Genomic DNA, 20,986 nt, shown 5'->3' on the forward strand with positions numbered 1-20,986 from the left:
CGCAGCAGCCCCCTCTCAAGCTCACTCAATCAGCCTGATCCACCGCGTCGCCGGGTTTTAGGGCCGCTGCGCGCCCCAGCGGGAGCAAGCTCCCTCGCCACGACTGCATTCCAGGCGGAAAATCCAATCAATCCCAAGGTCTGGCGCAAAAGCTGCATCCCACGACCATTCGCCGGTTTTCCGACACCGGTTTTTGGAGGGTAGGATGCGTAGCCTGGTTTTGCTGCTGGCCATTTTGGCGCTTGGTGGCTGCATGAATGTCAGTGACATGGGAGAGGGCGTTCGTTACCACATGAGCGACGCCGGCCTGCTGGACCATAGCGACAGCCGTCGTGTGAACAACCTGCGTATTCAGCCCGACTCGTTCATCTACATCGCCCAGGGCGCCTTCGCTCCGCCAGGCAGTGCTTATCCGCGTCCCAACGTCGTGGCCGAGGAAGCCTTCAATGGCTTCATCGAATATTTCCCCATGGTCCGTCGCGCCCGCGTTCCCGAAGGCCTCGACCAGGCCATGGGCGAGGCCCGTTCCGCTGGTGCCCATTATTTGCTGTACACCCGCTTCGCCAAGGCTGACAACCGCATCGGCAACACGGATGAATGGCAGGATGAAGAAGCCTTGGATCGCTTGGGTGTCGATACCAGCGTGATTCAAATCATGTTGATCGAGACCAGCACCCAGTATTTGATTGATACTGCACGGATCAAGAGTCGTGGCGGTTTACTGACGTTGCACGACAAGCAGCCACAAGACCTCATCGCCACGCCTTTGCGTGAATATGCCCGCAGCCTGCTGGGGATGAGCGACGAATAAATAATCAGGAGTCACCATGAGCGGACCGCAAAAAGCCAATGACTTGCTGGGGCAGATCCCCAAGACCAAAGGCCTGCCGCCGGTCCACTTGTGGAACCCGGATTTCTGCGGCGACATCGACATGCGCATCGCCCGGGACGGCACCTGGTATTACCTGGGTACGCCCATCGGGCGAAAGCCGATGGTCAAGCTGTTCTCCACCATCATCCGCCGCGACGGCGATGATTACTTCCTGATCACTCCTGTGGAAAAAGTCGGCATCAAGGTCGATGACGCGCCGTTCGTGGCCGTGACCCTCGAGGTCGAAGGGCAGGGGGAAGGGCAGTTGTTGCGCTTCACCACCAATGTCGAGGAAACCACTGAGGCCGGCGGCGAGCATCCACTGCGGGTGGTGATCGATCCCCAGACCCAGGAACCCGCGCCCTACGTGCATGTGCGCAGTAATCTCGAAGCACTGATCCACCGCAATGTGTTCTACCAACTGGTGGAGCTGGCGGTCAGTCGCGAGATCGATGGGCAGCGCTGGTTGGGCGTGTGGAGCGGTGGCGAGTTCTTCCCCATAGGCCTGGAACCCTGAGCCCTTTTGGGAGCGATGGTTGATCCAACAGCTGTGTTGGCTGGACGACCGCTATCGCGAGCAAGCTCGCTCCCACAGGTGGGTTACGTAAATTCAAATTGACACCCAATCATATGATGATTAGCGTGAGCCTCCTATAAGAGTGGCTCGCGGGGTTTTCATGTCCAGCAGTTTTCATGCATCGACCGTCGATTGGCTGGGGGGCTGGATAGCCGCCGGCCAGGTCAAGCCTGGGCAAACCATCAAGGTCGAGGCGGACTTGGGCGAACAACTGGGCGTCAGTCGCACGGTGATTCGCGAGGCGATCAAGACCCTGGTGGCCAAAGGCATGCTGGAGGTCGGGCCGAAAGTCGGCACGCGGGTGTTGCCGGTGCGACGCTGGAACCTGTTCGACCCCCAAGTGGTTGGCTGGCTGTCACGCAGCGGCTTGCCGGAAAATTTCGTCGATGACTTGCTGGACCTGCGCCGTACCATCGAGCCGATGGCGGTGCGTTGGGCCTGTGAACGGGCCACGGCCGACCAGGTGCAGGCGATCCGCCTGGCCTACCATGCGCTGGAGCGGGCCGTGGACAGCGGCGCGGATTACAACCGCGCCGACCAGTTTTTCCACGAATGCATCCTCGCCGCCAGCCATAATCAATTCATCGAACAGATGGTCCCGGCCCTGGGCGCGCTGCTGGCGGTATCGTTCGAGGTGTCGGCTGCCGACCCGGATGAACTGCGCCGCACCTTACCCATCCACAAGGACATCGCCGACGCCATCGCTGCCCGTGACGCGGCGCGGGGTGTGTGGGCCTGCATGACCTTGATCGATAACGCAGACCTGGCCATCAAGCGCTTTTACCCTAATGTCATGGCCGGTCGGACAGACGCTGCCGGGCAGATAGGGAACGGGAGGTTTCAATGAAGTGGACGGCTGTTACGGAGCATCGGGCGATCTTGGGCGAGGGGCCGTTCTGGGATGAGCCGACCCAGGCGTTGTACTGGGTCGATATCGCCGGCAAGCAGGCGCTGCGGTTGATCGGCGCCAATGTGCAGATCTGGCAGATGCCCGAGCATGTGTCCGCCTTTATCCCGACGCAGAGTGGCGATGCACTGGTGACGCTGAGCAGTGGTGTCTACCGGCTGGACCTCGATTCGCCGGGCCTGGAACCGCGCCTGACCCTGCTGTGCATGGCCGACCCGCAACTGGGCAATCGTGCCAACGAAGCCCGTTGCGATGCCTTGGGCCAGCTCTGGCTCGGCACCATGCAGAACAACATCGGTGAAAACGCAGAGGACCTACCCATCGAGCGGCGCTCCGGCGGCCTCTTTCGTGTCAGTGGCGATGGCCGGGTCATGCCGTTGTTACGCGGGCTGGGTATCCCGAACACCTTGTTGTGGAGTCCAGATGGCACCACGGTGTATTTCGGCGAGAGCCTCGACGGCACTTTGTATCGGCACTTTATCCATCCCGATGGCAGCCTGGCTCCCGCCGAGGTCTGGTTCGGTCCACACCCGCGCGGCGGGCCGGACGGTTCGGCGATGGATGCCCGGGGTTATATCTGGAACGCGCGCTGGGACGGCAGTTGCCTGCTGCGATTGAATCCGCAAGGCCAGGTCGACCGGGTGATCGAACTGCCCGTCAGCCGGCCGACCAGCTGTGTGTTTGGAGGCGAAGACCTCAAGACGTTGTACATCACCAGTGCGGCGAGCCCGTTGGGTCATCCGCTGGACGGTGCGGTGCTGTCCATGCGGGTCGACATACCGGGCGTGGCCTGTACTCGGTTTGCGGGATGAATCCCAAAATATGGGATGTAAATATATATATTGAGATTATTCGGCGGTCGGGTTTATAGTCGGCTCCATCGGCAATACGCACTCACACTAAAAAAACAAAACAGGTGAAGTGATGCAACGATCCTCCCCCGTACGCCTCGGCGGCGTACGCGATTCACGGCTGCTTACAACGTCTTTTGACCGGTCGTCCCTGGATGCCCGGTTTTTGTCGTGCCTGCGTCCGGGAGTCTTGATCCATGGCTGAGCCGCTTTCATTGCCGCCAGTGCCCGAGCCCCCGAAGGGCGAGCGCCTGAAAAATAAAGTGGTGCTGCTGACCGGCGCGGCCCAGGGCATTGGCGAGGCGATCGTCGCCGCGTTCGCTTCGCAACAGGCACGGCTGGTGATCAGCGATATTCAGGCCGAGAAGGTCGAGACGGTTGCCGCTCATTGGCGTGAACGCGGGGCGGACGTGCACGCGCTGAAAGCCGATGTGTCGAACCAGCAGGACCTGTACGCCATGGCCCGGCATGCCGTCGAGCGGCATGGTCGCATCGATGTGCTGGTGAATTGCGCCGGTGTCAATGTGTTCCGTGACCCGCTGGAAATGACCGAAGAAGACTGGCGTCGCTGCTTCGCCATCGACCTGGATGGCGCCTGGTACGGTTGCAAGGCGGTATTGCCGCAGATGATCGAGCAGGGCGTGGGTAGCATCATCAACATTGCTTCGACCCATTCGTCCCACATCATTCCCGGTTGTTTCCCTTACCCGGTGGCCAAGCATGGCCTGCTCGGCCTGACCCGCGCCCTGGGCATCGAATACGCACCCAAAGGCGTACGCGTCAATGCCATCGCTCCGGGTTATATCGAGACCCAACTGAACGTCGACTACTGGAACGGCTTTGCCGATCCTTATGCCGAACGCCAGCGTGCGCTGGATCTGCACCCGCCACGGCGCATCGGGCAACCGATCGAAGTGGCAATGACGGCCGTGTTCCTGGCCAGCGATGAAGCACCGTTTATCAATGCCTCATGCATCACCATCGATGGGGGACGTTCAGTCATGTACCACGACTGAATATTCCTGGATTGCAGTGGGAAACTTCGCCTGTAATCCAATCATCATACGATATGACTATTTGGGCCTATGCTGTGTAGCAACTTGATGTGACCGCCCAGCCTGCGCATTTCCACCGACGGTGGAGCAGAACCCTGGTCGTTTGGCTTTCAATAAAAAAAACAAGGAGTCAACTATGAAACATCGTCGTGGGATCCGTTCCCTGTGTCGCGCCGCCCTGGCGGTTACCGCGGTCAGCCTCAGCAGCCACTTGCTGGCGGCCGATGCGGTAAAAATTGGTTTCCTGGTCAAGCAGGCCGAGGAGCCTTGGTTCCAGACCGAATGGGCGTTTGCCGAGAAGGCGGCCAAGGATAAAGGCTTCCAGTTGATCAAGATCGCCGTGCCCGACGGCGAGAAAACCCTCTCGGCTATCGACAGCCTGGCCGCCAACGGTGCCAAGGGCTTCGTGATCTGCCCGCCGGACGTCTCCCTCGGCCCGGCCATCGTGGCCAAGGCCAAGCTCAATGACATGAAAGTGATCGCCGTCGACGACCGCTTCGTCGGTTCCGATGGCAAGTTCATGGAAGACGTACCGTACCTGGGCATGGCGGCGTTCGAAGTCGGCCAGAAGCAGGGCAGCGCCATGGCGGCTGAGGCGAAAAAACGTGGCTGGGATTGGAAAGACACCTATGCCGTCATCAACACCTATAACGAACTGGATACCGGCAAGAAGCGCACCGACGGTTCGGTCGATGCCCTGAAAAAGGCCGGGATGCCGGCAGACCACATCCTTTATTCGGCGCTGAAGACCCTCGACGTACCCGGGAGCATGGACTCCACCAACTCGGCCCTGGTGAAGCTGCCAAGCGCCGCCAAGAACCTGATCATCGGTGGCATGAATGACAACACTGTGCTGGGCGGCGTGCGCGCCACCGAAGCCGCGGGGTTCAAGGCGGCCAATGTGATCGGCATCGGCATCAACGGCACCGACGCCATCGGTGAATTGAAGAAGCCTGACAGCGGCTTCTTCGGCTCGATGCTGCCAAGCCCTCACATCGAAGGCTACAAGACCGCCGAAATGATGTACGAGTGGATCACCACCGGCAAGGAGCCGCCGAAGTACACCGCCATGGACGAGGTGACGCTGATCACCCGGGAGAACTTCAAGCAAGAGCTGGAAAAAATCGGCCTGTGGAACTGATGGCCGGTTGATTCAAAAGCGGCCCTGGTCACTTGAGTGGCGGGGTCGCTTGATCTCTGTAAGTTCGAGGTGGTTATGCAAGCGCAAACAGCGACACGGCAACACAACATCGGCGGCAGCTTGCGATTCAACGGGATCGGCAAGTCCTTTCCCGGCGTGCAGGCGCTGGCCAATATCAGTTTCGTCGCCCATCCGGGGCAGGTCCATGCCTTGATGGGCGAAAACGGCGCTGGCAAGTCCACGTTGCTGAAGATCCTCGGTGGTGCCTACATCCCGAGCAGCGGCGACTTGCAGATCGGCGAGCAGACGATGGCCTTCAAAGGCACCGCCGACAGCATCGCCAGCGGCGTGGCGGTGATTCACCAGGAACTGCACCTGGTGCCGGAAATGACCGTCGCTGAAAATTTGTTTCTCGGCCATTTGCCGGCGCGTTTCGGCCTGGTCAATCGTGGCGTGCTGCGCCAACAGGCGCTGACGCTGCTCAAAGGCCTGGCCGACGAAATCGACCCCCAGGAAAAAGTCGGTCGCCTGTCCCTCGGCCAGCGCCAATTAGTGGAAATTGCCAAGGCCTTGTCTCGCGGTGCTCACGTCATTGCTTTCGACGAGCCCACCAGTAGCCTGTCGGCCCGGGAAATCGACCGTTTGATGGCGATCATCGGCCGGCTGCGAGACGAGGGCAAAGTGGTGCTCTACGTCAGCCATCGCATGGAAGAGGTGTTCCGCATCTGCAATGCGGTGACGGTGTTCAAGGACGGTCGTTACGTGCGGACCTTCGAGAACATGAGCGAGTTGACCCATGATCAACTCGTCACGTGCATGGTCGGTCGCGATATCCAGGACATCTATGACTACCGTCCTCGGGAGCGCGGCGATGTGGCGCTGCAAGTGAAGGGCTTGTTGGGGCCGGGCCTGCATGAACCGGTGAGTTTCCAGGTGCACAAGGGTGAGATCCTCGGTTTGTTCGGGCTGGTCGGCGCCGGTCGTACCGAGCTGCTGCGCTTGCTCAGTGGCTTGGAGCGCCAGCGCGAAGGAAGTCTCGTCTTGCACGACAAGGAACTGAAACTGCGTTCACCTCGGGATGCCATCGCCGCGGGCGTGCTGCTCTGCCCGGAGGATCGCAAGAAAGAAGGCATCATCCCGTTGGGCAGTGTGGGCGAGAACATCAACATCAGTGCGCGCCCGTCTCATTCCACGCTCGGCTGCCTGTTGCGTGGCGACTGGGAGCGGGGCAATGCCGACAAACAGATCAAGTCGCTGAAAGTGAAGACCCCCACGGCGGGACAGAAAATCATGTACCTGTCCGGCGGCAACCAGCAGAAAGCGATTCTTGGTCGCTGGCTGTCGATGCCGATGAAAGTCCTGCTGCTGGACGAGCCTACTCGCGGCATCGACATCGGGGCCAAGGCGGAGATCTACCAGATTATCCACAACTTGGCGGCCGATGGCATCGCGGTGATTGTGGTGTCCAGCGACCTGATGGAAGTGATGGGCATTTCCGACCGAATCCTGGTGCTTTGCGAAGGGGCCATGCGCGGCGAGCTGTCGCGTGACCAGGCCAACGAATCCAACCTGTTGCAACTGGCGCTGCCGCGCCAACGCGTTGCCGACGCGGCGAACTGAGAGGTAAATCATGACCATTCAAAACAATGCACTGCCAACGGCACGCAAACCCCTGGACCTGCGTCGCTTCCTGGATGACTGGGTCATGCTGCTGGCGGCCATCGGCATCTTCGTGCTCTGCACCCTGATGATCGACAACTTCCTGTCGCCGCTGAACATGCGCGGGCTGGGCCTGGCGATTTCCACCACCGGCATCGCGGCCTGCACCATGTTGTATTGCCTGGCGTCCGGGCACTTCGACTTGTCGGTCGGTTCGGTAATTGCCTGTGCCGGCGTGGTCGCGGCGGTGGTGATGCGCGACACCAACAGCGTGTTCCTTGGCATCAGCGCGGCGCTGGTGATGGGGTTGATCGTCGGCTTGATCAACGGCATCGTCATTGCCAAGCTGCGGGTCAATGCGTTGATTACCACATTGGCGACCATGCAGATCGTCCGCGGCCTGGCTTACATCTTCGCCAACGGCAAAGCAGTGGGCGTGTCCCAGGAATCGTTCTTCGTGTTCGGCAACGGGCAGATGTTCGGCGTGCCGGTGCCGATCCTGATCACCATCGTGTGCTTCCTGTTTTTCGGCTGGCTGCTGAACTACACCACCTACGGGCGCAACACCATGGCCATTGGCGGCAACCAGGAAGCGGCGCTCTTGGCCGGCGTGAACGTTGATCGCACCAAGATCATCATCTTCGCCGTGCATGGCGTGATCGGTGCCCTGGCCGGGGTGATCCTGGCCTCGCGCATGACCTCGGGCCAGCCGATGATCGGCCAGGGCTTCGAACTGACCGTGATCTCGGCTTGCGTGCTGGGTGGGGTGTCGTTGAGCGGTGGTATCGGCATGATTCGCCACGTCATTGCAGGCGTGCTGATTTTGGCGATCATCGAAAACGCGATGAACCTGAAGAACATCGACACCTTCTACCAATACGTCATCCGCGGCTCGATCCTGCTGCTGGCGGTGGTGATCGACCGCCTGAAACAGCGCTGAACAACCCATAGCGAGCTCTGGCGACTGATCTACCGCTATCGCGAGCAAGCTCGCTCCCACAGGATGTTGTGCCGGGGCGCAGAACTCCAGCACAGCGCAGACCCACTGTGGGGGGGCTTGCTCGCGAAGGCGTGCACCCAGACGCCGACAATCACCCCGCCTTGCGCAACGCCTCAACCAATTGCTGCTTACGCATCTTCGAGCGCCCGGGAATGTTTTTCGCCCGGGCCTCCTTCATCAGGCTGTCCACCGTCTGGGCCTCATGAGAGGCCTTGCTGGTGCGTGGATGACCTTCGCGGGTCTTGGCGGCGCGGCGGGCTGATTCCTTGCGGTCGGTTTTCTTTTCCGCGGCCGGTTTCGCCTTCCCCGAACCGCCGGAGCGTTCGCCGCCGCCGGACTGTTTGTTGACCGTTGCCCAAGCGCGTGCCTCGGCCGTGTCCTTGGACAGGCCTTTCTTCTCGTAACTCTCTTCGATGTGCTCGGCCTTGCGCTTTTGTTCGGCGGTGTATTTGTCTTTGCTTCCACGAGGCATGGATGTTCCTCCTCAAATGTCTGAGCAGAGGCTATTGGCTGGCGGCGCCCCCTTCGGAGCCCGAGCCACCGGTCGTGGTTTTCGAGCCCACCCCGGTCTCGGCGTTATCAGGCGCTGTCGAGTCCGGCGTATTCATGCCGCCCTGACGACCCGTGTCATTACCCTGCACACGCGGATCGGTGCCGGTGGCGGGTGGCTGGCCATTGTTCAGGCCGCCGCCGGTACCGTCGGTGTTCAATTTGGGCAGGCCTTGCGTGGCGGGAGAGTTGGGCGCTTGCACGGGATCGGTCGGCCCGGTGCCGGAGGTCGAAGCCGCGAAGGCCACCGAGGACAGCAACGCGGCGAAGGTGAATGCGGTCAGCCTTGAAGTGATCATGGGTGTCGCCTCCATTTTTCAGAATGCTTACCTGATCTTGGGCCTCGCTGGATTTGGGTTGGTGCCTCGGACGCGACGAATGGCGGTTCTGAAGGAGGCGTGCGCCGCAATCAAATAGTTGGATCGATATGTGACGAGCGACACGCTGCGGCTTAGTATGGCGCTTTCAATTGGCTACAAGGCCCGTTCATGTCCATCGAGATCCGTCCTGCGCAACCCAGCGATGCGCCTCAAATCCTTGCCTTCATCACCGAGCTGGCCGATTACGAAAAGGCCCGTCACGAAGTCATCGCCAGTGTGGCGGACATCGAACGTAGCCTGTTCAGCGAGGGCGCGACCGCCCATGGACTGATCTGCTTGCGTGACGGCGTGCCAATCGGTTTTGCGGTGTTTTTCTTCAGTTATTCCACCTGGCTGGGTAGCAATTGCCTGTACCTCGAAGATTTGTACATCACGCCTGAGCAGCGCGGCGGCGGGGCGGGCAAGACCTTGTTGCGGCACCTGGCGAAAATTGCCTGCGACAACGATTGCGGTCGCTTCGAATGGAGTGTGCTGGACTGGAACACCCCGGCCATCGAGTTCTACAAATCCCTCGGCGCGCAGCCCCAGGAAGAATGGGTGCGCTACCGAATGGACGGCAAGGTGCTACGGGATTTCGCTAACGGCAACTGAGCACTTCATGAGTGCGCGGCGGATGCGTACTCGGCAAATCCGGGGCGCTGTTCCAACCGCTTGCAATAGGCGGCGACCGCTGGATAGTCGGGACGCTCCATGGGCGCTTGGCGCCAGCGGTGCACCGACAAGCCGATGAGCACATCCGCAAGGGAAAACGCCGTACCGGCCACGTAGGCGCCGGTGCGGTTCAACTGCTGCTCCAGCAAACCCATCTTCTCGTTCCAGCCTTTGACGCCGGCGGCGATACGCAGTGGGTCCTGGAAGTCTGGATTCTTGCGTACCAGGGCATGGAATGCGTAGCCCCATGACGGGTTGAGCTCTGTGGCTTGCCAGTCCATCCACTGCTCGACACGCGCCCGTGCGGCAGGTTCGACAGGCAGCAGGTCGTTGCGCCCATGTTTGCCCACCAGATAGCGGCAAATGGTGTTCGACTCCCAGAGCACACCGTTCTCATCAATGATCACCGGCACTTGGGCATTGGGATTCAAGGCCAGGAACGCCGGGTCGTGGGTCGAGGAAAAACCGATGCCCCAGTCTTCGCGCTCGTAGGCGATTTCCAATTCCTGGCAGGTCCACAACACTTTTCTGACATTGATCGAGGAAGTGCGACCGAGGATTTTCAGCTGTTGTCCCATCACTTTTTCCCTAGTTGTTTGGCGTCCGCTCAGAAACGTAGCAGGGTCTGGGACGGATGGCGATGGGCTTTAGGGTTGGCTCATAGAATCCCAATATATGGGAGTGATATTTATATATTGAGATTTTGTCGCGCCCAGGTTTATAGTCCGTTCCACTCACTGCCAAAAAACAGAACAGGTGAAGCGGATGCAGGCGCAATTGATCGCGCTCGATTGGGGGACCACCTCATTACGGGCTTACAAACTCGCAGCCGGTGGCGAGGTGCTCGAGCAGCGCTCGCTGTCATCGGGGATCATGCAGTTGCCTTCCCAGCCGCGAACCGTGGCCGGCCGGGCGTGCATCGATGGTTTCGAACTGGCCTTCGACGAGGCCTGCGGCGACTGGCTCGATGCCCAGCCAGGCTTGCCCGTGATTGCCTGTGGCATGGTCGGCAGCGCTCAGGGCTGGCGTGAAGCGCCTTACTGCGACACACCCGCCAACGTCGCCAATCTCGGACATTCCCTACAAACCGTTCGCAGCCTTCGCGGTGTCGATGTGCACATCGTGCCCGGCGTGATTCAGCGTTCACGCTTGCCCAATGTCATGCGCGGTGAAGAAACCCAGGTGCTCGGCGCCTTGCACAGCCTGCCGGACGAAGCGGTGTTGATCGGCTTGCCCGGCAGCCATTCGAAATGGGTGGAAGTGACCGATGGCTGCATCGTGCATTTCGACACTTTCATGACCGGCGAGATCTTTGCCGTGCTCAGTGACCACAGCATTCTCGGCCGCACCCAGCAACGGAGTACGACCTTCGATGGCGTGGCCTTTGATCGTGGCGTTCAGGTGGCGTTGTCGGCGGACGGCCAGATCGGTCCGTTGTCCACGGTGTTCAGCGCTCGCAGCCTGGGCTTGACCGGCGAACTGGAGGCCAGCGCCCAGGCCGATTACCTTTCGGGCCTGCTGATCGGCCATGAGCTGACGGCGCTGGCCGAGGTGCAGCGTCGGCGGCGCGACAGCCTCCATCTGCCGACGGTGGTGCTGATCGGCAACTCCCAACTCTGTGTCCGTTATCAACGGGCCCTCGACGCCTGCGGCTTCGCCCGGGTGGTCCTGGCCGAACAGGCCACCGAACGCGGTTTGTGGCAACTGGCCGTAGCGGCCGGATTGCTCGATTCCACCGCCCCCTGAACCTGACTGGAGGTCTGACATGCTCACTCAAGCACTGGCGCACAACGGGCTGATTGCGATCCTGCGTGGTCTGCGTCCCGAAGAGGCGGCGGCCATCGGCGAAGTCCTGTACAGCGCCGGATTTCGCGTCATCGAAGTGCCGCTCAATTCCCCCGAGCCGTACGAAAGCATCCGCATCCTGCGTAGCACCTTGCCCGCCGATTGCCTGATCGGCGCCGGCACCGTGCTCACGCCGGAGCAGGTGGAGCAGGTGAAAGCCGCTGGCGGCCAAGTGATCGTCATGCCTCACAGCGATCCGAAGGTGCTGCGGGCGGCGAAAGCGGCGGGTCTGTACCTGTCGCCGGGTGTCGCCACGCCTACCGAAGCGTTTGCCGCGCTGGCCGAAGGCGCCCATGTACTGAAGATGTTCCCCGCCGAGCAGATGGGCCCGGCGGTGGTCAAGGCCTGGCTCGCGGTGCTGCCGGCCGGGACCGTGCTGGTGCCGGTGGGCGGGATTACGCCGGACAACATGGCGGTGTTCGTCGAAGCCGGCGTCAAGGGTTTCGGCCTCGGTTCCGGGCTATTCAAGCCGGGCCTGACAGCGGATGAAGTGGCGGTGCGCGCCAAGGCCTACGTGGCGGCATGGAACGCCTTGAACTGAAGACTTTTCCAGCGCCCCGTGCGCTGCATCTGACAAGAGAGACAACAAGATGAAAATCACCAAGCTGACCACGTTTATCGTTCCGCCGCGCTGGTGCTTCCTCAAGGTCGAGACCGACGAGGGCGTGACCGGTTGGGGCGAGCCTGTGGTCGAGGGCCGTGCCCACACGGTGGCGGCGGCTGTCGAGGAATTGTCCGACTACCTGATCGGCAAAGACCCACGCAACATCGAAGACATTTGGACCGTGCTCTATCGCGGCGGCTTCTACCGTGGTGGGGCCATTCACATGAGCGCCCTGGCCGGCATCGACCAGGCGCTGTGGGACATCAAGGGCAAGGCCCTGGGTGTGTCGGTCAGCGACCTGCTGGGCGGCCAGGTGCGGGACAAGATCCGTGTGTATTCGTGGATCGGCGGCGACCGGCCGGCGGACACCGCTCGTGCGGCGAAAGAGGCGGTGGCGCGGGGCTTCACGGCGGTGAAGATGAACGGCACCGAAGAGCTGCAGTTTCTCGACACCTTCGAAAAAGTCGACCTTGCCCTGGCCAACGTGGCGGCGGTGCGGGATGCGGTGGGGCCGAACGTCGGCATTGGCGTGGACTTCCACGGCCGGGTGCACAAACCGATGGCCAAGGTGCTGATGAAGGAACTCGACCCCTACAAGTTGATGTTCATCGAAGAGCCGGTGCTCAGCGAAAACTACGAAGCCCTCAAGGAGTTGGCGCCGCTGACCAGCACCCCGATTGCCCTGGGCGAGCGGTTGTTTTCCCGTTGGGACTTCAAGCGGGTGCTCAGCGAAGGTTACGTGGACATCATCCAGCCGGATGCCTCCCATGCCGGCGGCATCACCGAAACCCGCAAGATCGCCAACATGGCCGAGGCCTACGACGTGGCGCTGGCGCTGCACTGCCCGCTGGGCCCGATCGCCCTGGCGGCGTGCCTGCAACTGGACGCGGTCTGCTACAACGCGTTCATCCAGGAACAGAGCCTGGGTATCCACTACAACGAGAGCAACGACCTGCTGGACTACATCAAGGATCCGCAGGTGTTCGACTACGACAAGGGCTTCGTGAAAATCCCGAATGGCCCGGGCCTGGGCATCGAGATCAACGAGGAATACGTCATCGAACGCGCGGCCATCGGCCACCGCTGGCGCAACCCGATCTGGCGTCATGCCGATGGCAGTTTTGCCGAGTGGTGATTCTCTAGACAACCACAACCCCTGTGGCGAGGGAGCTTGCTCCCGCTCGACTGCGCAGCAGTCGCAGAGATGTCAGTTCATACATACAGGGGGCTGCTGCGCAGCCCAGCGGGAGCAAGCTCCCTCGCCACGGGTCGACTCGACTGCTCGTTAGTTTCGCCCTCAATAAACATAAAAAGAGGCACCTCACATGCAAGCGCACACCCTGAGCGCGCAGGCGTCGTTGGTGACGCCCAGCCGCAAGCGTTTTTTCATCATGGTCCTGCTGTTCATCACCGTGGTGATCAATTACCTGGACCGCAGCAACCTGTCGATCGCCGCCCCCGCGTTGACCAGCGACCTGGGCATCGATCCGATCCATATCGGGCTGATTTTTTCGGCGTTCGGCTGGACCTACGCCGCCATGCAGATTCCCGGTGGCTGGCTGGTGGACCGGGTGCCGCCGCGCATTCTGTATAGCGTGGCGTTGCTGTTGTGGTCGGTGGCCACGGTCATGCTGGGTTTTGCCGCCAGTTTTATCGCGCTGTTCGTGCTGCGCATGGCGGTGGGTGCCCTGGAAGCGCCGGCTTATCCGATCAACAGCCGCGTGGTTACTACCTGGTTTCCCGAACGCGAGCGGGCCACGGCCATCGGTTTCTATACCTCCGGGCAGTTTGTCGGGCTGGCCTTCCTGACCCCGGTATTGGCGTGGCTGCAACACGCCTTCGGTTGGCACATGGTGTTTGTCGCCACGGGCGCGGTGGGCATTCTCTGGGCGGCGATCTGGTACGCGGTGTATCGCGAGCCACGGGATTTCAAAGGCGCCAACGCCGCCGAAATCGAACTGATCCGCGAAGGCGGCGGGCTGGTGGATATCCAGGCCGATACCGCCAAGGTCAAGGCCAAATTCAGTTGGTCCGACCTGGGCATTGTCCTGACGCAACGCAAGTTGTGGGGCATTTACCTGGGCCAGTTCTGCCTCAACTCCACGCTGTGGTTTTTCCTGACGTGGTTCCCGACCTACCTGGTGAAATATCGCGGCATGGATTTCATCAAGTCCGGTCTGCTGGCGTCGTTGCCGTTCCTCGCGGCGTTTGTCGGCGTGCTGTGCTCCGGGTTCTTCTCCGACTGGCTGATTCGCCGCGGCGCCACGGTGGGGTTTGCCCGCAAGCTGCCGATCATTGGCGGTCTGTTGATCTCCACCTCGATCATCGGCGCCAACTTTGTTGAATCGACGCCGCTGGTGATCGCCTTCCTGGCCCTGGCGTTCTTCGGCAATGGCCTGGCGTCGATCACCTGGTCGCTGGTCTCCACACTGGCCCCGGCACGACTGCTCGGGTTGACGGGTGGGGTGTTCAACTTCATCGGCAACCTGGCGGCGATCGCCACGCCGATCGTCATTGGCTTCCTTGCCAGCGGTGATTCGTTTGCCCCGGCCATCACCTATATCTCTGTCCTGGCACTGGCTGGCGCGCTGTCCTACATCCTGCTGGTCGGGAAGGTCGAGCGCATCGAGTTGTAGTCCGACGGGGCGGGCGACCATAATGCCGCCCGTTCCCGCTCACTGTTGAAGGCCGGCTATGCAGCAAGACGATCCAAAAATCACCAAGGATGCCGCACCTACGGGCACGCAGACATTGTTGCGTGGCCTGGGGGTGGTCCAGGCGGTCGCCAGCGGCGCCCGTGACTTGAAGGAAATCGCCCGGCTGATTGGCACCACCCGCAGCACCACCCATCGCCTGGCCAGTTGCCTGGTGGACGAACGTTACCTGCGCGTGGTGCCGCAGGTGGGCTATCTGCTGGGGCCGAAATTGATCGAGCTGGGCTTTCAGGCCCGGGAAGAATTGCCACTGGTGAGCCTGGCGGGGCCGTATCTGGACGAACTGTCGGCACTGACCGGGGACACCGTTCACCTGGCGATTCGTGAGGGCGACGAAGTCTTGTACCTGCTGAAGAATCCAGGGCGCAACGGCCCGGAAATGCGTTCGCGCGTAGGCCATCGCATGCCGCTGGCGCGCACCGGGATCGGCAAGGCGCTGATGCTCGATGATTCGCAGGAACAATGGAAGCGGCTGTATGAAATCAGCCTGCCAGCCGGTGGGAAGAATCAGTTCTGGCCCCAGCATCAGGAGCAATCCTGGGAACAGTTCCAGCAACGGATGCTGGAGTACGTGGCGGGGGGTTATGCCTTCGACCTGGAAGACAACGAACCGTCGATTCGCTGTGTGGCGGCGCCGATCCGGGACGCCGGCAAGCGCATCGTTGCCGGTATCAGCATCGCCAGCACCGTGCCGTACATGCCGCTGGAAAAGATGGCCGAGCTGATTCCCCTGGTCAAAGGGGTCACAGCCCGGCTGTCGGCGGAACTGGGTGCCAAGGTTTGACGAAGGTCAGGCCTTGAGCGTCGCCATGTCGATGACGAAACGGTACTTCACGTCCCCGGCGATCATGCGGCTGTAGGCCTCGTTGATCTGGCGGATGTCGAGCATTTCAATGTCGCAGCTGATGTTGTGCTCGGCGCAGAAATCCAGCACTTCCTGGGTTTCTGCGATCCCGCCAATCAACGAACCGGCCAGGACGCGACGACCCATGATCAAGTTGGCCGCATGGACCGGTGGATCGATCGGCTCGACCAGACCCACCAGGATATGCACGCCGTCGAAGTGCAGGGTGCTGAGGTAGGGATTGAGATCGTGCTGCACTGGAATGGTGTCCAGCAGGAAATGGAAGCGTCCGGCCGCGGCGGCCATCTGCTCGGGATCGGTGGACACGATCACATGATCGGCGCCCTGGCGACGGGCCTCTTCAGCCTTGCTGGCCGAGCGGGTGAACAACGTGACTTCCGCGCCCATGGCTTTGGCGAACTTGATACCCATATGGCCGAGGCCACCCATGCCCAGCACGCCGACCTTGTCGCCGGCCTTCACGCCGTAGTGCTTGAGGGGCGAGTAGGTGGTGATGCCGGCACAGAGAATCGGTGCGGCGCTGGCCGGGTCGAGCGCGGCCGGGATGCGCAACACGAAGTGCTCTTGGACCACGATGCTGTTGGAGTAGCCCCCCATGGTATGCCCGCCGCTGACCCGGTCCGGGCTGGCATAGGTTTGGGTCATGCCCTGATAGCAGTATTGCTCCAGGTCCGCGTGACAAGCTTCGCACTCGCGGCAGGAATCGACCATGCAGCCAACACCCACCAAGTCGCCGACCTTATGACGGGTGACATTTGCACCGACGGCGGTGACTTTGCCGATGATCTCGTGGCCAGGCATCAGTGGATAAACGGCGATGCCCCATTCGTTGCGTGCCTGGTGGATGTCGGAGTGGCAGACGCCGCAATAGAGGATTTCGATCGCCACATCGTCAGCTCGCGGGCTGCGGCGTTCGAACTTCATGGGGGCGAGGGGAGTGGTGGGCGATTGGGCGGCGTATCCGATGGCGGTGTACATGATGGACCTCGCTAAGTAGTGAGCAGTGAGGTGATCTATTCTGGGAGCCTTGACGGTATGCGGCGATGACCATTCCTACGGGTGTCATGCCTAATCCTCCGGCCTTGGCCTAGGATTGCTCCTATGTGACGCCAGACCTGCGATGATGTTCCCATCCATTTTTTCGTGAAGTTTCCCCATGTTGCTGACCCGTCATCTCGATGCCAACGCGGCGCTGGTTTCGCTGATCGAACCCTTGGCGACCCGTGACGGCTTTATTCCTACGCACCTGCCTGGCGTGCAAGTGCTGCGGTGCAGCCAGGACATCGCCCGTGGCCCGCAGCTCTACGAGCCGAGCCTGGTGATCATCGCCCAAGGCAGCAAGCTGGCGTACCTGGGACCGCGTACGCTGGAGTACGGCGCCGGGCATTACTTGATCCAGGCGTTGCCGGTGCCGTTCGAATGTGAAACCTACGCCATGCCCGATGCTCCGTTGCTCGGGATTTCGGTTGCGATCGATCGGGCGCTGTTGGGCGAGCTGGTGCTGGCCATGGGATTGATGCCGGGGCGAAGCCTCGCGGCCCAGACGCCGGAGTCCATGACCAGCGCCGTGCTCGATGGCGCCATGCGCGGATGCGTCGAACGCCTGTTGCAGTGCTTGCATGACCCACTGGAATGCCAGGTCATGGGGCAGGCGCGGCTGCGGGAGTTGCTGTTCGTCGCGTTGCGCGGGCCCCAGGCCGATGTGCTGCGGGCGCTGGTGGAGCAGCAAGGCCAATTCGCCCGGATTGCCGCGGCCCTGAGCCATTTGCATGCGCACTTCACCGAGCCGCTGAACGTCGAGACATTGGCCAGTTGCGCGAACATGAGCGCTTCGACCTTCCATGAGCATTTCAAGCGCAGCACCTTGCTGTCGCCAGTGCAGTACCTCAAGCGTTTGCGCCTGCTCAAGGCTCAGCGACTGCTGCTCAGCGAAGGCTTGGGCGTGGCCCAGGTCGCGCATCAGGTGGGGTATCAGAGTTCGTCGCAGTTCAGTCGGGAGTACAAGCGTTACTTCGAGCGCAACCCTGGGGAAGAGCGCGCCGCCTGATCCGCTGATTTCGCCCTGTGGGAGCGAGCTGTGGTGCTGCTTAGATGGCAGGCAACAAAAAGGCCCCCATTGCGGGTAATGCTGTTCACTTAAGGCAGTCGACAAACCCGTGGCGAGGGAGCTTGCTCCCGCTGGGCCGCGAAGCGACCCCAAAACCTGCCAAATACGGAGCATCAGACACACCGCACCCGCCGATTTACGACTGCTTCGCAGCCGAGCGGGAGCAAGCTCCCTCGCCACAGGTCCATCATTTTTCTTAAGTGAACAGCATTACCCCATTGCGGGAGCCTCGATGTACAGAGTGTCGGCTTACATGTTCGGGTAAGTCGGTCCGCCAGCGCCTTCCGGCGACACCCAAGTGATGTTCTGCGAAGGGTCCTTGATGTCACAGGTCTTGCAGTGCACGCAGTTCTGGGCGTTGATCTGGAAGCGTTTCTCGCCGTCTTCCTTGGTCACCACTTCGTACACGCCGGCCGGGCAGTAGCGCTGGGCCGGTTCGTCGTACAACGGCAGGTTCTTGCTGATCGGGATGCTCGGGTCGGTCAGCTTCAGGTGGCAGGGCTGTTCTTCTTCATGGTTGGTACCGGAGATGAACACCGAGCTGAGTTTGTCGAAGCTGAGCTTGCCGTCCGGTTTCGGGTAGTCGATCTTTTTGCAATCGGCCGCCAGCTTGAGGCAGGCGTAGTCCGGCTTGTTGTCGTGCAGGGTGAACGGCAGCTTGCCGCCGAAGATGTTCTGGTCGAGCCAGTTGAAGCCACCACCGATGATGGCGCCGTACTTGTGGATCGCCGCGCCGAAGTTGCGGCTGGCGAACAGCTCTTCATACAGCCAACTGGCCTTGAAAGCGTCGACGTAGGCGGTCAGTTCATCACCGCCTTCGGACTCGGCGAACAAGCGATCGGCCACCGCCTCGGCGGCGAGCATGCCGGACTTCATGGCGGTGTGGCTGCCCTTGATCTTGGCGAAGTTCAAAGTGCCGAGGTCGCAACCGATCAACGCGCCGCCCTTGAAGACCATTTTCGGCAGCGAATTCAGGCCGCCCTTGCAGATGGCGCGGGCGCCGTAGCTGACGCGCTTGCCGCCTTCCAGGTACTGCTTGAGTACCGGGTGATGCTTGAGGCGCTGGAACTCGTCGAACGGGGACAGGTAGGCATTGCTGTAGGACAGGTCGACGATCAGGCCGACCACCACCTGGTTGTTTTCCAGGTGATAAAGGAAGGAGCCGCCGGTGTTCTCGGTGCCCATGATGTCCAGCGGCCAGCCGGCGGTGTGCACCACCAGGCCGGGTTGATGCTTGGCCGGGTCGATTTCCCAGATTTCCTTCAGGCCGATGCCGTAGTGCTGGGCGTCGGCCTCGCTGTCCAGGTTGAAGCGCTTGATCAACTGCTTGCCGATGTGACCACGGCAGCCTTCGGCGAACAGCGTGTATTTGCCACGCAGTTCCATGCCCGGGGTGTAGAGGCCTTCCTTCGGATTGCCTTCGCGGTCGACACCCAGGTCGCCGGTGATGATCCCGCGCACCACGCCGTTCTCGTCGAACAGCGCTTCCTGGGCGGCGAACCCTGGGTAGATCTCCACGCCCAGGTTTTCGGCCTGTTGGGCCAGCCAGCGGCACAGGTTGCCCAGGGAAATAATATAGTTGCCTTCGTTGTGCATGGTCTTGGGCACGAAGAAGTCAGGGATTTTGCTCGCGGTCTCGGCGTTTTTCAGGACATAAATGTCATCGCGTTTGACGGGCGTATTCAGCGGTGCGCCGAGTTCTTTCCAGTCTGGAAACAGTTCGTTCAGGGCACGGGGTTCGAACACCGCGCCGGAGAGAATGTGCGCACCGACTTCCGAGCCTTTTTCGACCACGCAGACGCTGATTTCCTTACCGGCTTCGGCGGCCTTCTGTTTCAGTCGGCAAGCGGCAGACAGGCCAGCGGGGCCGGCACCGACGATGACCACGTCGAATTCCATGTATTCGCGTTCCACAGGGCTATCTCCTACTCAAGGCTCACAGTTTTTTCTAATTGGAGGTTTGGCGTTGCATCCGTTGTTTCCTTCGCAAAAAGCGACGAAAGCGACAATGGATGAAACGCGTGTCTCTCTTAAGCGGCGCATTATATCTACACCACTCTCAGGGTCCAATACAAACGTTTGTTTGAAATTGCCGCAGCCCAGATAAATCACTGACGTACGGCTTATGACTGACCATTTTGCCGTATTGACCGGAATAGGCGTTCCGGTCAAGATACGGGCGGTTTTGCGCTCGCCGTAGGCTGACTGTTGGTTTCAAGAGCACCTCTAAAGACAGGGCGAAGGCAGCACAAAGTGACGCATTGCGTGGTTCCGACGCGCAGTTTACACGCCGCGATAATGAATGACTCATCGGTCATCACTGACGAATGGTCTTCACTCCCGTGAGCTGGGTCATGTGTGGTTCATGCCGGCGTTTTTAGAGGTGCCCTTGCGCCCATGAGCATCAACCGCCAGGTTCGCCTAGGCGACTTTTTTTCACCGGAGAGTAACGAGGAATCCATGAAGGTTCTTGTAGCTGTCAAACGAGTGGTCGACTATAACGTCAAGGTTCGCGTCAAGGCGGACAACTCCGGCGTCGACCTCGCCAACGTCAAGATGTCGATGAACCCTTTCTGCGAAATCGCCGTAGAAGAAGCCGTACGCCTGAAGGAAAAAGGCGTGGCGACTGAGATCGTCGTCGTCTCCATCGGCCCGACCACCGCCCAGGAACAACTGCGCACCGCGCTGGCACTGGGTGCCGATCGCGCCATCCTCGTCGAATCCGCCGAAGACCTGACCTCGCTGGCTGTGGCCAAGCTGCTCAAGGCCGTTGTCGACAAGGAACAACCATCGCTGGTGATCCTCGGCAAACAAGCCATCGACAGCGACAACAACCAGACCGGCCAGATGCTCGCTGCTTTGAGCGGCTACGGTCAGGGCACCTTCGCCTCCAAAGTCGAAGTGTCTGGTGACAGCGTTGCCGTGACCCGCGAGATCGACGGCGGCGCACAGACCGTTTCCCTGAAACTGCCAGCGATCGTCACCACCGACCTGCGTTTGAACGAGCCGCGTTATGCGTCCCTGCCAAACATCATGAAAGCCAAGAAGAAGCCGCTTGAAGTGCTGACGCCTGACGCTTTGGGCGTTTCCACCGCCTCCACCAACAAGACCCTCAAGGTCGAAGCGCCGGCTGCACGCAGCGCGGGCATCAAGGTCAAGTCGGTGGCTGAATTGGTCGAGAAACTGAAAAACGAAGCGAAGGTGATCTGA

21 protein-coding genes are annotated in these 20,986 nt (G+C 60.9%); 16 read left to right on the top strand and 5 right to left on the bottom strand.

From position 1 onward, the window contains the following. The first annotated feature begins 205 nt into the window (after positions 1–205). The 8 genes from V7773_RS17675 to araH all read left to right on the top strand — a co-directional run bounded on the left by V7773_RS17675 (position 206) and on the right by araH (position 8,001). Positions 206–811, top strand: coding sequence for a DUF4823 domain-containing protein (locus tag V7773_RS17675; RefSeq protein WP_063324923.1), 606 nt, complete (start codon positions 206–208; stop codon positions 809–811). A 16-nt stretch (positions 812–827) separates the two neighbouring features. After that, positions 828–1,388: a DUF1285 domain-containing protein gene (locus V7773_RS17680; protein WP_014339492.1), complete on the top strand. Its 561-nt coding sequence runs from the start codon at positions 828–830 to the stop codon at positions 1,386–1,388. Between the two features lie 160 nt (positions 1,389–1,548). Next, on the top strand, positions 1,549–2,295 hold the full coding sequence (locus tag V7773_RS17685; RefSeq protein WP_063324924.1) for a FadR/GntR family transcriptional regulator: 747 nt from the start codon (positions 1,549–1,551) through the stop codon (positions 2,293–2,295). Beyond that, positions 2,292–3,167 carry an SMP-30/gluconolactonase/LRE family protein gene (locus V7773_RS17690; protein WP_092147151.1) on the top strand — a complete coding sequence of 292 codons (876 nt, stop codon included), beginning with the start codon at positions 2,292–2,294 and terminating at the stop codon, positions 3,165–3,167. The genes V7773_RS17685 and V7773_RS17690 overlap by 4 nt, the downstream gene beginning before the upstream one ends. 236 nt (positions 3,168–3,403) lie before the next feature. Then, the gene (locus V7773_RS17695; protein ID WP_336074288.1) at positions 3,404–4,222 is read left to right on the top strand and encodes an SDR family oxidoreductase; all 819 of its coding nucleotides are present in this window, start codon (positions 3,404–3,406) and stop codon (positions 4,220–4,222) included. 175 nt (positions 4,223–4,397) lie between these two features. After that, entirely contained in the window at positions 4,398–5,402 is a 1,005-nt protein-coding gene (locus V7773_RS17700; RefSeq protein ID WP_092147154.1) for a substrate-binding domain-containing protein, read from the top strand. A gap of 75 nt (positions 5,403–5,477) precedes the next feature. Continuing rightward, the gene (gene araG / locus V7773_RS17705; protein WP_063324928.1) at positions 5,478–7,022 is read left to right on the top strand and encodes an L-arabinose ABC transporter ATP-binding protein AraG; all 1,545 of its coding nucleotides are present in this window, start codon (positions 5,478–5,480) and stop codon (positions 7,020–7,022) included. A 10-nt stretch (positions 7,023–7,032) separates the two neighbouring features. After that, a complete protein-coding gene (gene araH, locus V7773_RS17710; protein ID WP_063324929.1) occupies positions 7,033–8,001 on the top strand; it encodes an L-arabinose ABC transporter permease AraH in 969 nt (322 codons plus the stop codon). 151 nt (positions 8,002–8,152) lie between these two features. Here the strand turns inward: araH and V7773_RS17715 are convergent, their stop codons facing one another. Continuing rightward, positions 8,153–8,533, bottom strand: a complete 381-nt coding sequence (locus V7773_RS17715; protein ID WP_336074290.1) for a Rho termination factor N-terminal domain-containing protein — start codon at positions 8,531–8,533, stop codon at positions 8,153–8,155. 31 nt (positions 8,534–8,564) lie between these two features. Then, positions 8,565–8,909, bottom strand: a complete 345-nt coding sequence (locus V7773_RS17720; RefSeq protein WP_018613594.1) for a hypothetical protein — start codon at positions 8,907–8,909, stop codon at positions 8,565–8,567. Between the two features lie 189 nt (positions 8,910–9,098). On the opposite strand from V7773_RS17720, the gene V7773_RS17725 reads away from it, so the two are divergent. After that, a complete protein-coding gene (locus tag V7773_RS17725) occupies positions 9,099–9,581 on the top strand; it encodes a GNAT family N-acetyltransferase (protein WP_014339485.1) in 483 nt (160 codons plus the stop codon). Positions 9,582–9,586: 5 nt separating this feature from the next. Here the strand turns inward: V7773_RS17725 and V7773_RS17730 are convergent, their stop codons facing one another. After that, on the bottom strand, positions 9,587–10,219 hold the full coding sequence (locus V7773_RS17730) for a glutathione S-transferase family protein (RefSeq protein ID WP_063324931.1): 633 nt from the start codon (positions 10,217–10,219) through the stop codon (positions 9,587–9,589). Between the two features lie 187 nt (positions 10,220–10,406). Between V7773_RS17730 and V7773_RS17735 the strand changes: the two genes are divergently transcribed. The 5 genes from V7773_RS17735 (at position 10,407) to V7773_RS17755 (ending at position 15,588) form a co-directional block, all read left to right on the top strand. Continuing rightward, positions 10,407–11,387, top strand: coding sequence for a 2-dehydro-3-deoxygalactonokinase (locus V7773_RS17735; RefSeq protein WP_336074292.1), 981 nt, complete (start codon positions 10,407–10,409; stop codon positions 11,385–11,387). Between the two features lie 19 nt (positions 11,388–11,406). Further along, positions 11,407–12,027: a 2-dehydro-3-deoxy-6-phosphogalactonate aldolase gene (locus V7773_RS17740; RefSeq protein ID WP_003204208.1), complete on the top strand. Its 621-nt coding sequence runs from the start codon at positions 11,407–11,409 to the stop codon at positions 12,025–12,027. A 49-nt stretch (positions 12,028–12,076) separates the two neighbouring features. Then, the gene (gene dgoD / locus V7773_RS17745) at positions 12,077–13,225 is read left to right on the top strand and encodes a galactonate dehydratase (RefSeq protein WP_003179439.1); all 1,149 of its coding nucleotides are present in this window, start codon (positions 12,077–12,079) and stop codon (positions 13,223–13,225) included. Positions 13,226–13,415: 190 nt separating this feature from the next. Continuing rightward, complete coding sequence (locus V7773_RS17750) at positions 13,416–14,726, top strand: MFS transporter (RefSeq protein WP_336074293.1); 1,311 nt, start codon at positions 13,416–13,418, stop codon at positions 14,724–14,726. 58 nt (positions 14,727–14,784) lie between these two features. Continuing rightward, positions 14,785–15,588, top strand: a complete 804-nt coding sequence (locus V7773_RS17755) for an IclR family transcriptional regulator (protein ID WP_063324935.1) — start codon at positions 14,785–14,787, stop codon at positions 15,586–15,588. A gap of 6 nt (positions 15,589–15,594) precedes the next feature. Here V7773_RS17755 and V7773_RS17760 read toward each other — a convergent pair whose 3' ends face one another. Then, positions 15,595–16,647 (bottom strand): NAD(P)-dependent alcohol dehydrogenase, encoded by a 1,053-nt coding sequence (locus V7773_RS17760; protein WP_336074294.1) that lies wholly within the window; start codon positions 16,645–16,647, stop codon positions 15,595–15,597. 178 nt (positions 16,648–16,825) lie between these two features. Between V7773_RS17760 and V7773_RS17765 the strand changes: the two genes are divergently transcribed. Next, positions 16,826–17,716: an AraC family transcriptional regulator gene (locus V7773_RS17765; RefSeq protein WP_336074295.1), complete on the top strand. Its 891-nt coding sequence runs from the start codon at positions 16,826–16,828 to the stop codon at positions 17,714–17,716. Positions 17,717–18,025: 309 nt separating this feature from the next. Here the strand turns inward: V7773_RS17765 and V7773_RS17770 are convergent, their stop codons facing one another. After that, positions 18,026–19,690 (bottom strand): electron transfer flavoprotein-ubiquinone oxidoreductase, encoded by a 1,665-nt coding sequence (locus V7773_RS17770; protein WP_336074296.1) that lies wholly within the window; start codon positions 19,688–19,690, stop codon positions 18,026–18,028. A 546-nt stretch (positions 19,691–20,236) separates the two neighbouring features. Here V7773_RS17770 and V7773_RS17775 point away from each other — a divergent pair. Continuing rightward, a complete protein-coding gene (locus V7773_RS17775) occupies positions 20,237–20,986 on the top strand; it encodes an electron transfer flavoprotein subunit beta/FixA family protein (RefSeq protein WP_014339477.1) in 750 nt (249 codons plus the stop codon).

It is taken from the genome of Pseudomonas sp. 3JA (genome assembly GCF_036961705.1).
In the GTDB taxonomy this organism is placed as follows: Bacteria; Pseudomonadota; Gammaproteobacteria; order Pseudomonadales; family Pseudomonadaceae; genus Aquipseudomonas; species Aquipseudomonas fluorescens_Q.

What these genes read in the sequence shown, in the direction of transcription:
- V7773_RS17675 (WP_063324923.1), top strand. Translation starts at nt 206, where the DNA reads ATGCGTAGCCTGGTTTTGCTGCTGGCCATTTTGGCGCTTGGTGGCTGC.
- V7773_RS17680 (WP_014339492.1), top strand. Translation starts at nt 828, where the DNA reads ATGAGCGGACCGCAAAAAGCCAATGACTTGCTGGGGCAGATCCCCAAG.
- V7773_RS17685 (WP_063324924.1), top strand. Translation starts at nt 1,549, where the DNA reads ATGTCCAGCAGTTTTCATGCATCGACCGTCGATTGGCTGGGGGGCTGG.
- V7773_RS17690 (WP_092147151.1), top strand. Translation starts at nt 2,292, where the DNA reads ATGAAGTGGACGGCTGTTACGGAGCATCGGGCGATCTTGGGCGAGGGG.
- V7773_RS17695 (WP_336074288.1), top strand. Translation starts at nt 3,404, where the DNA reads ATGGCTGAGCCGCTTTCATTGCCGCCAGTGCCCGAGCCCCCGAAGGGC.
- V7773_RS17700 (WP_092147154.1), top strand. Translation starts at nt 4,398, where the DNA reads ATGAAACATCGTCGTGGGATCCGTTCCCTGTGTCGCGCCGCCCTGGCG.
- araG (WP_063324928.1), top strand. Translation starts at nt 5,478, where the DNA reads ATGCAAGCGCAAACAGCGACACGGCAACACAACATCGGCGGCAGCTTG.
- araH (WP_063324929.1), top strand. Translation starts at nt 7,033, where the DNA reads ATGACCATTCAAAACAATGCACTGCCAACGGCACGCAAACCCCTGGAC.
- V7773_RS17715 (WP_336074290.1), bottom strand. Translation starts at nt 8,533, where the DNA reads ATGCCTCGTGGAAGCAAAGACAAATACACCGCCGAACAAAAGCGCAAG.
- V7773_RS17720 (WP_018613594.1), bottom strand. Translation starts at nt 8,909, where the DNA reads ATGATCACTTCAAGGCTGACCGCATTCACCTTCGCCGCGTTGCTGTCC.
- V7773_RS17725 (WP_014339485.1), top strand. Translation starts at nt 9,099, where the DNA reads ATGTCCATCGAGATCCGTCCTGCGCAACCCAGCGATGCGCCTCAAATC.
- V7773_RS17730 (WP_063324931.1), bottom strand. Translation starts at nt 10,219, where the DNA reads ATGGGACAACAGCTGAAAATCCTCGGTCGCACTTCCTCGATCAATGTC.
- V7773_RS17735 (WP_336074292.1), top strand. Translation starts at nt 10,407, where the DNA reads ATGCAGGCGCAATTGATCGCGCTCGATTGGGGGACCACCTCATTACGG.
- V7773_RS17740 (WP_003204208.1), top strand. Translation starts at nt 11,407, where the DNA reads ATGCTCACTCAAGCACTGGCGCACAACGGGCTGATTGCGATCCTGCGT.
- dgoD (WP_003179439.1), top strand. Translation starts at nt 12,077, where the DNA reads ATGAAAATCACCAAGCTGACCACGTTTATCGTTCCGCCGCGCTGGTGC.
- V7773_RS17750 (WP_336074293.1), top strand. Translation starts at nt 13,416, where the DNA reads ATGCAAGCGCACACCCTGAGCGCGCAGGCGTCGTTGGTGACGCCCAGC.
- V7773_RS17755 (WP_063324935.1), top strand. Translation starts at nt 14,785, where the DNA reads ATGCAGCAAGACGATCCAAAAATCACCAAGGATGCCGCACCTACGGGC.
- V7773_RS17760 (WP_336074294.1), bottom strand. Translation starts at nt 16,647, where the DNA reads ATGTACACCGCCATCGGATACGCCGCCCAATCGCCCACCACTCCCCTC.
- V7773_RS17765 (WP_336074295.1), top strand. Translation starts at nt 16,826, where the DNA reads ATGTTGCTGACCCGTCATCTCGATGCCAACGCGGCGCTGGTTTCGCTG.
- V7773_RS17775 (WP_014339477.1), top strand. Translation starts at nt 20,237, where the DNA reads ATGAAGGTTCTTGTAGCTGTCAAACGAGTGGTCGACTATAACGTCAAG.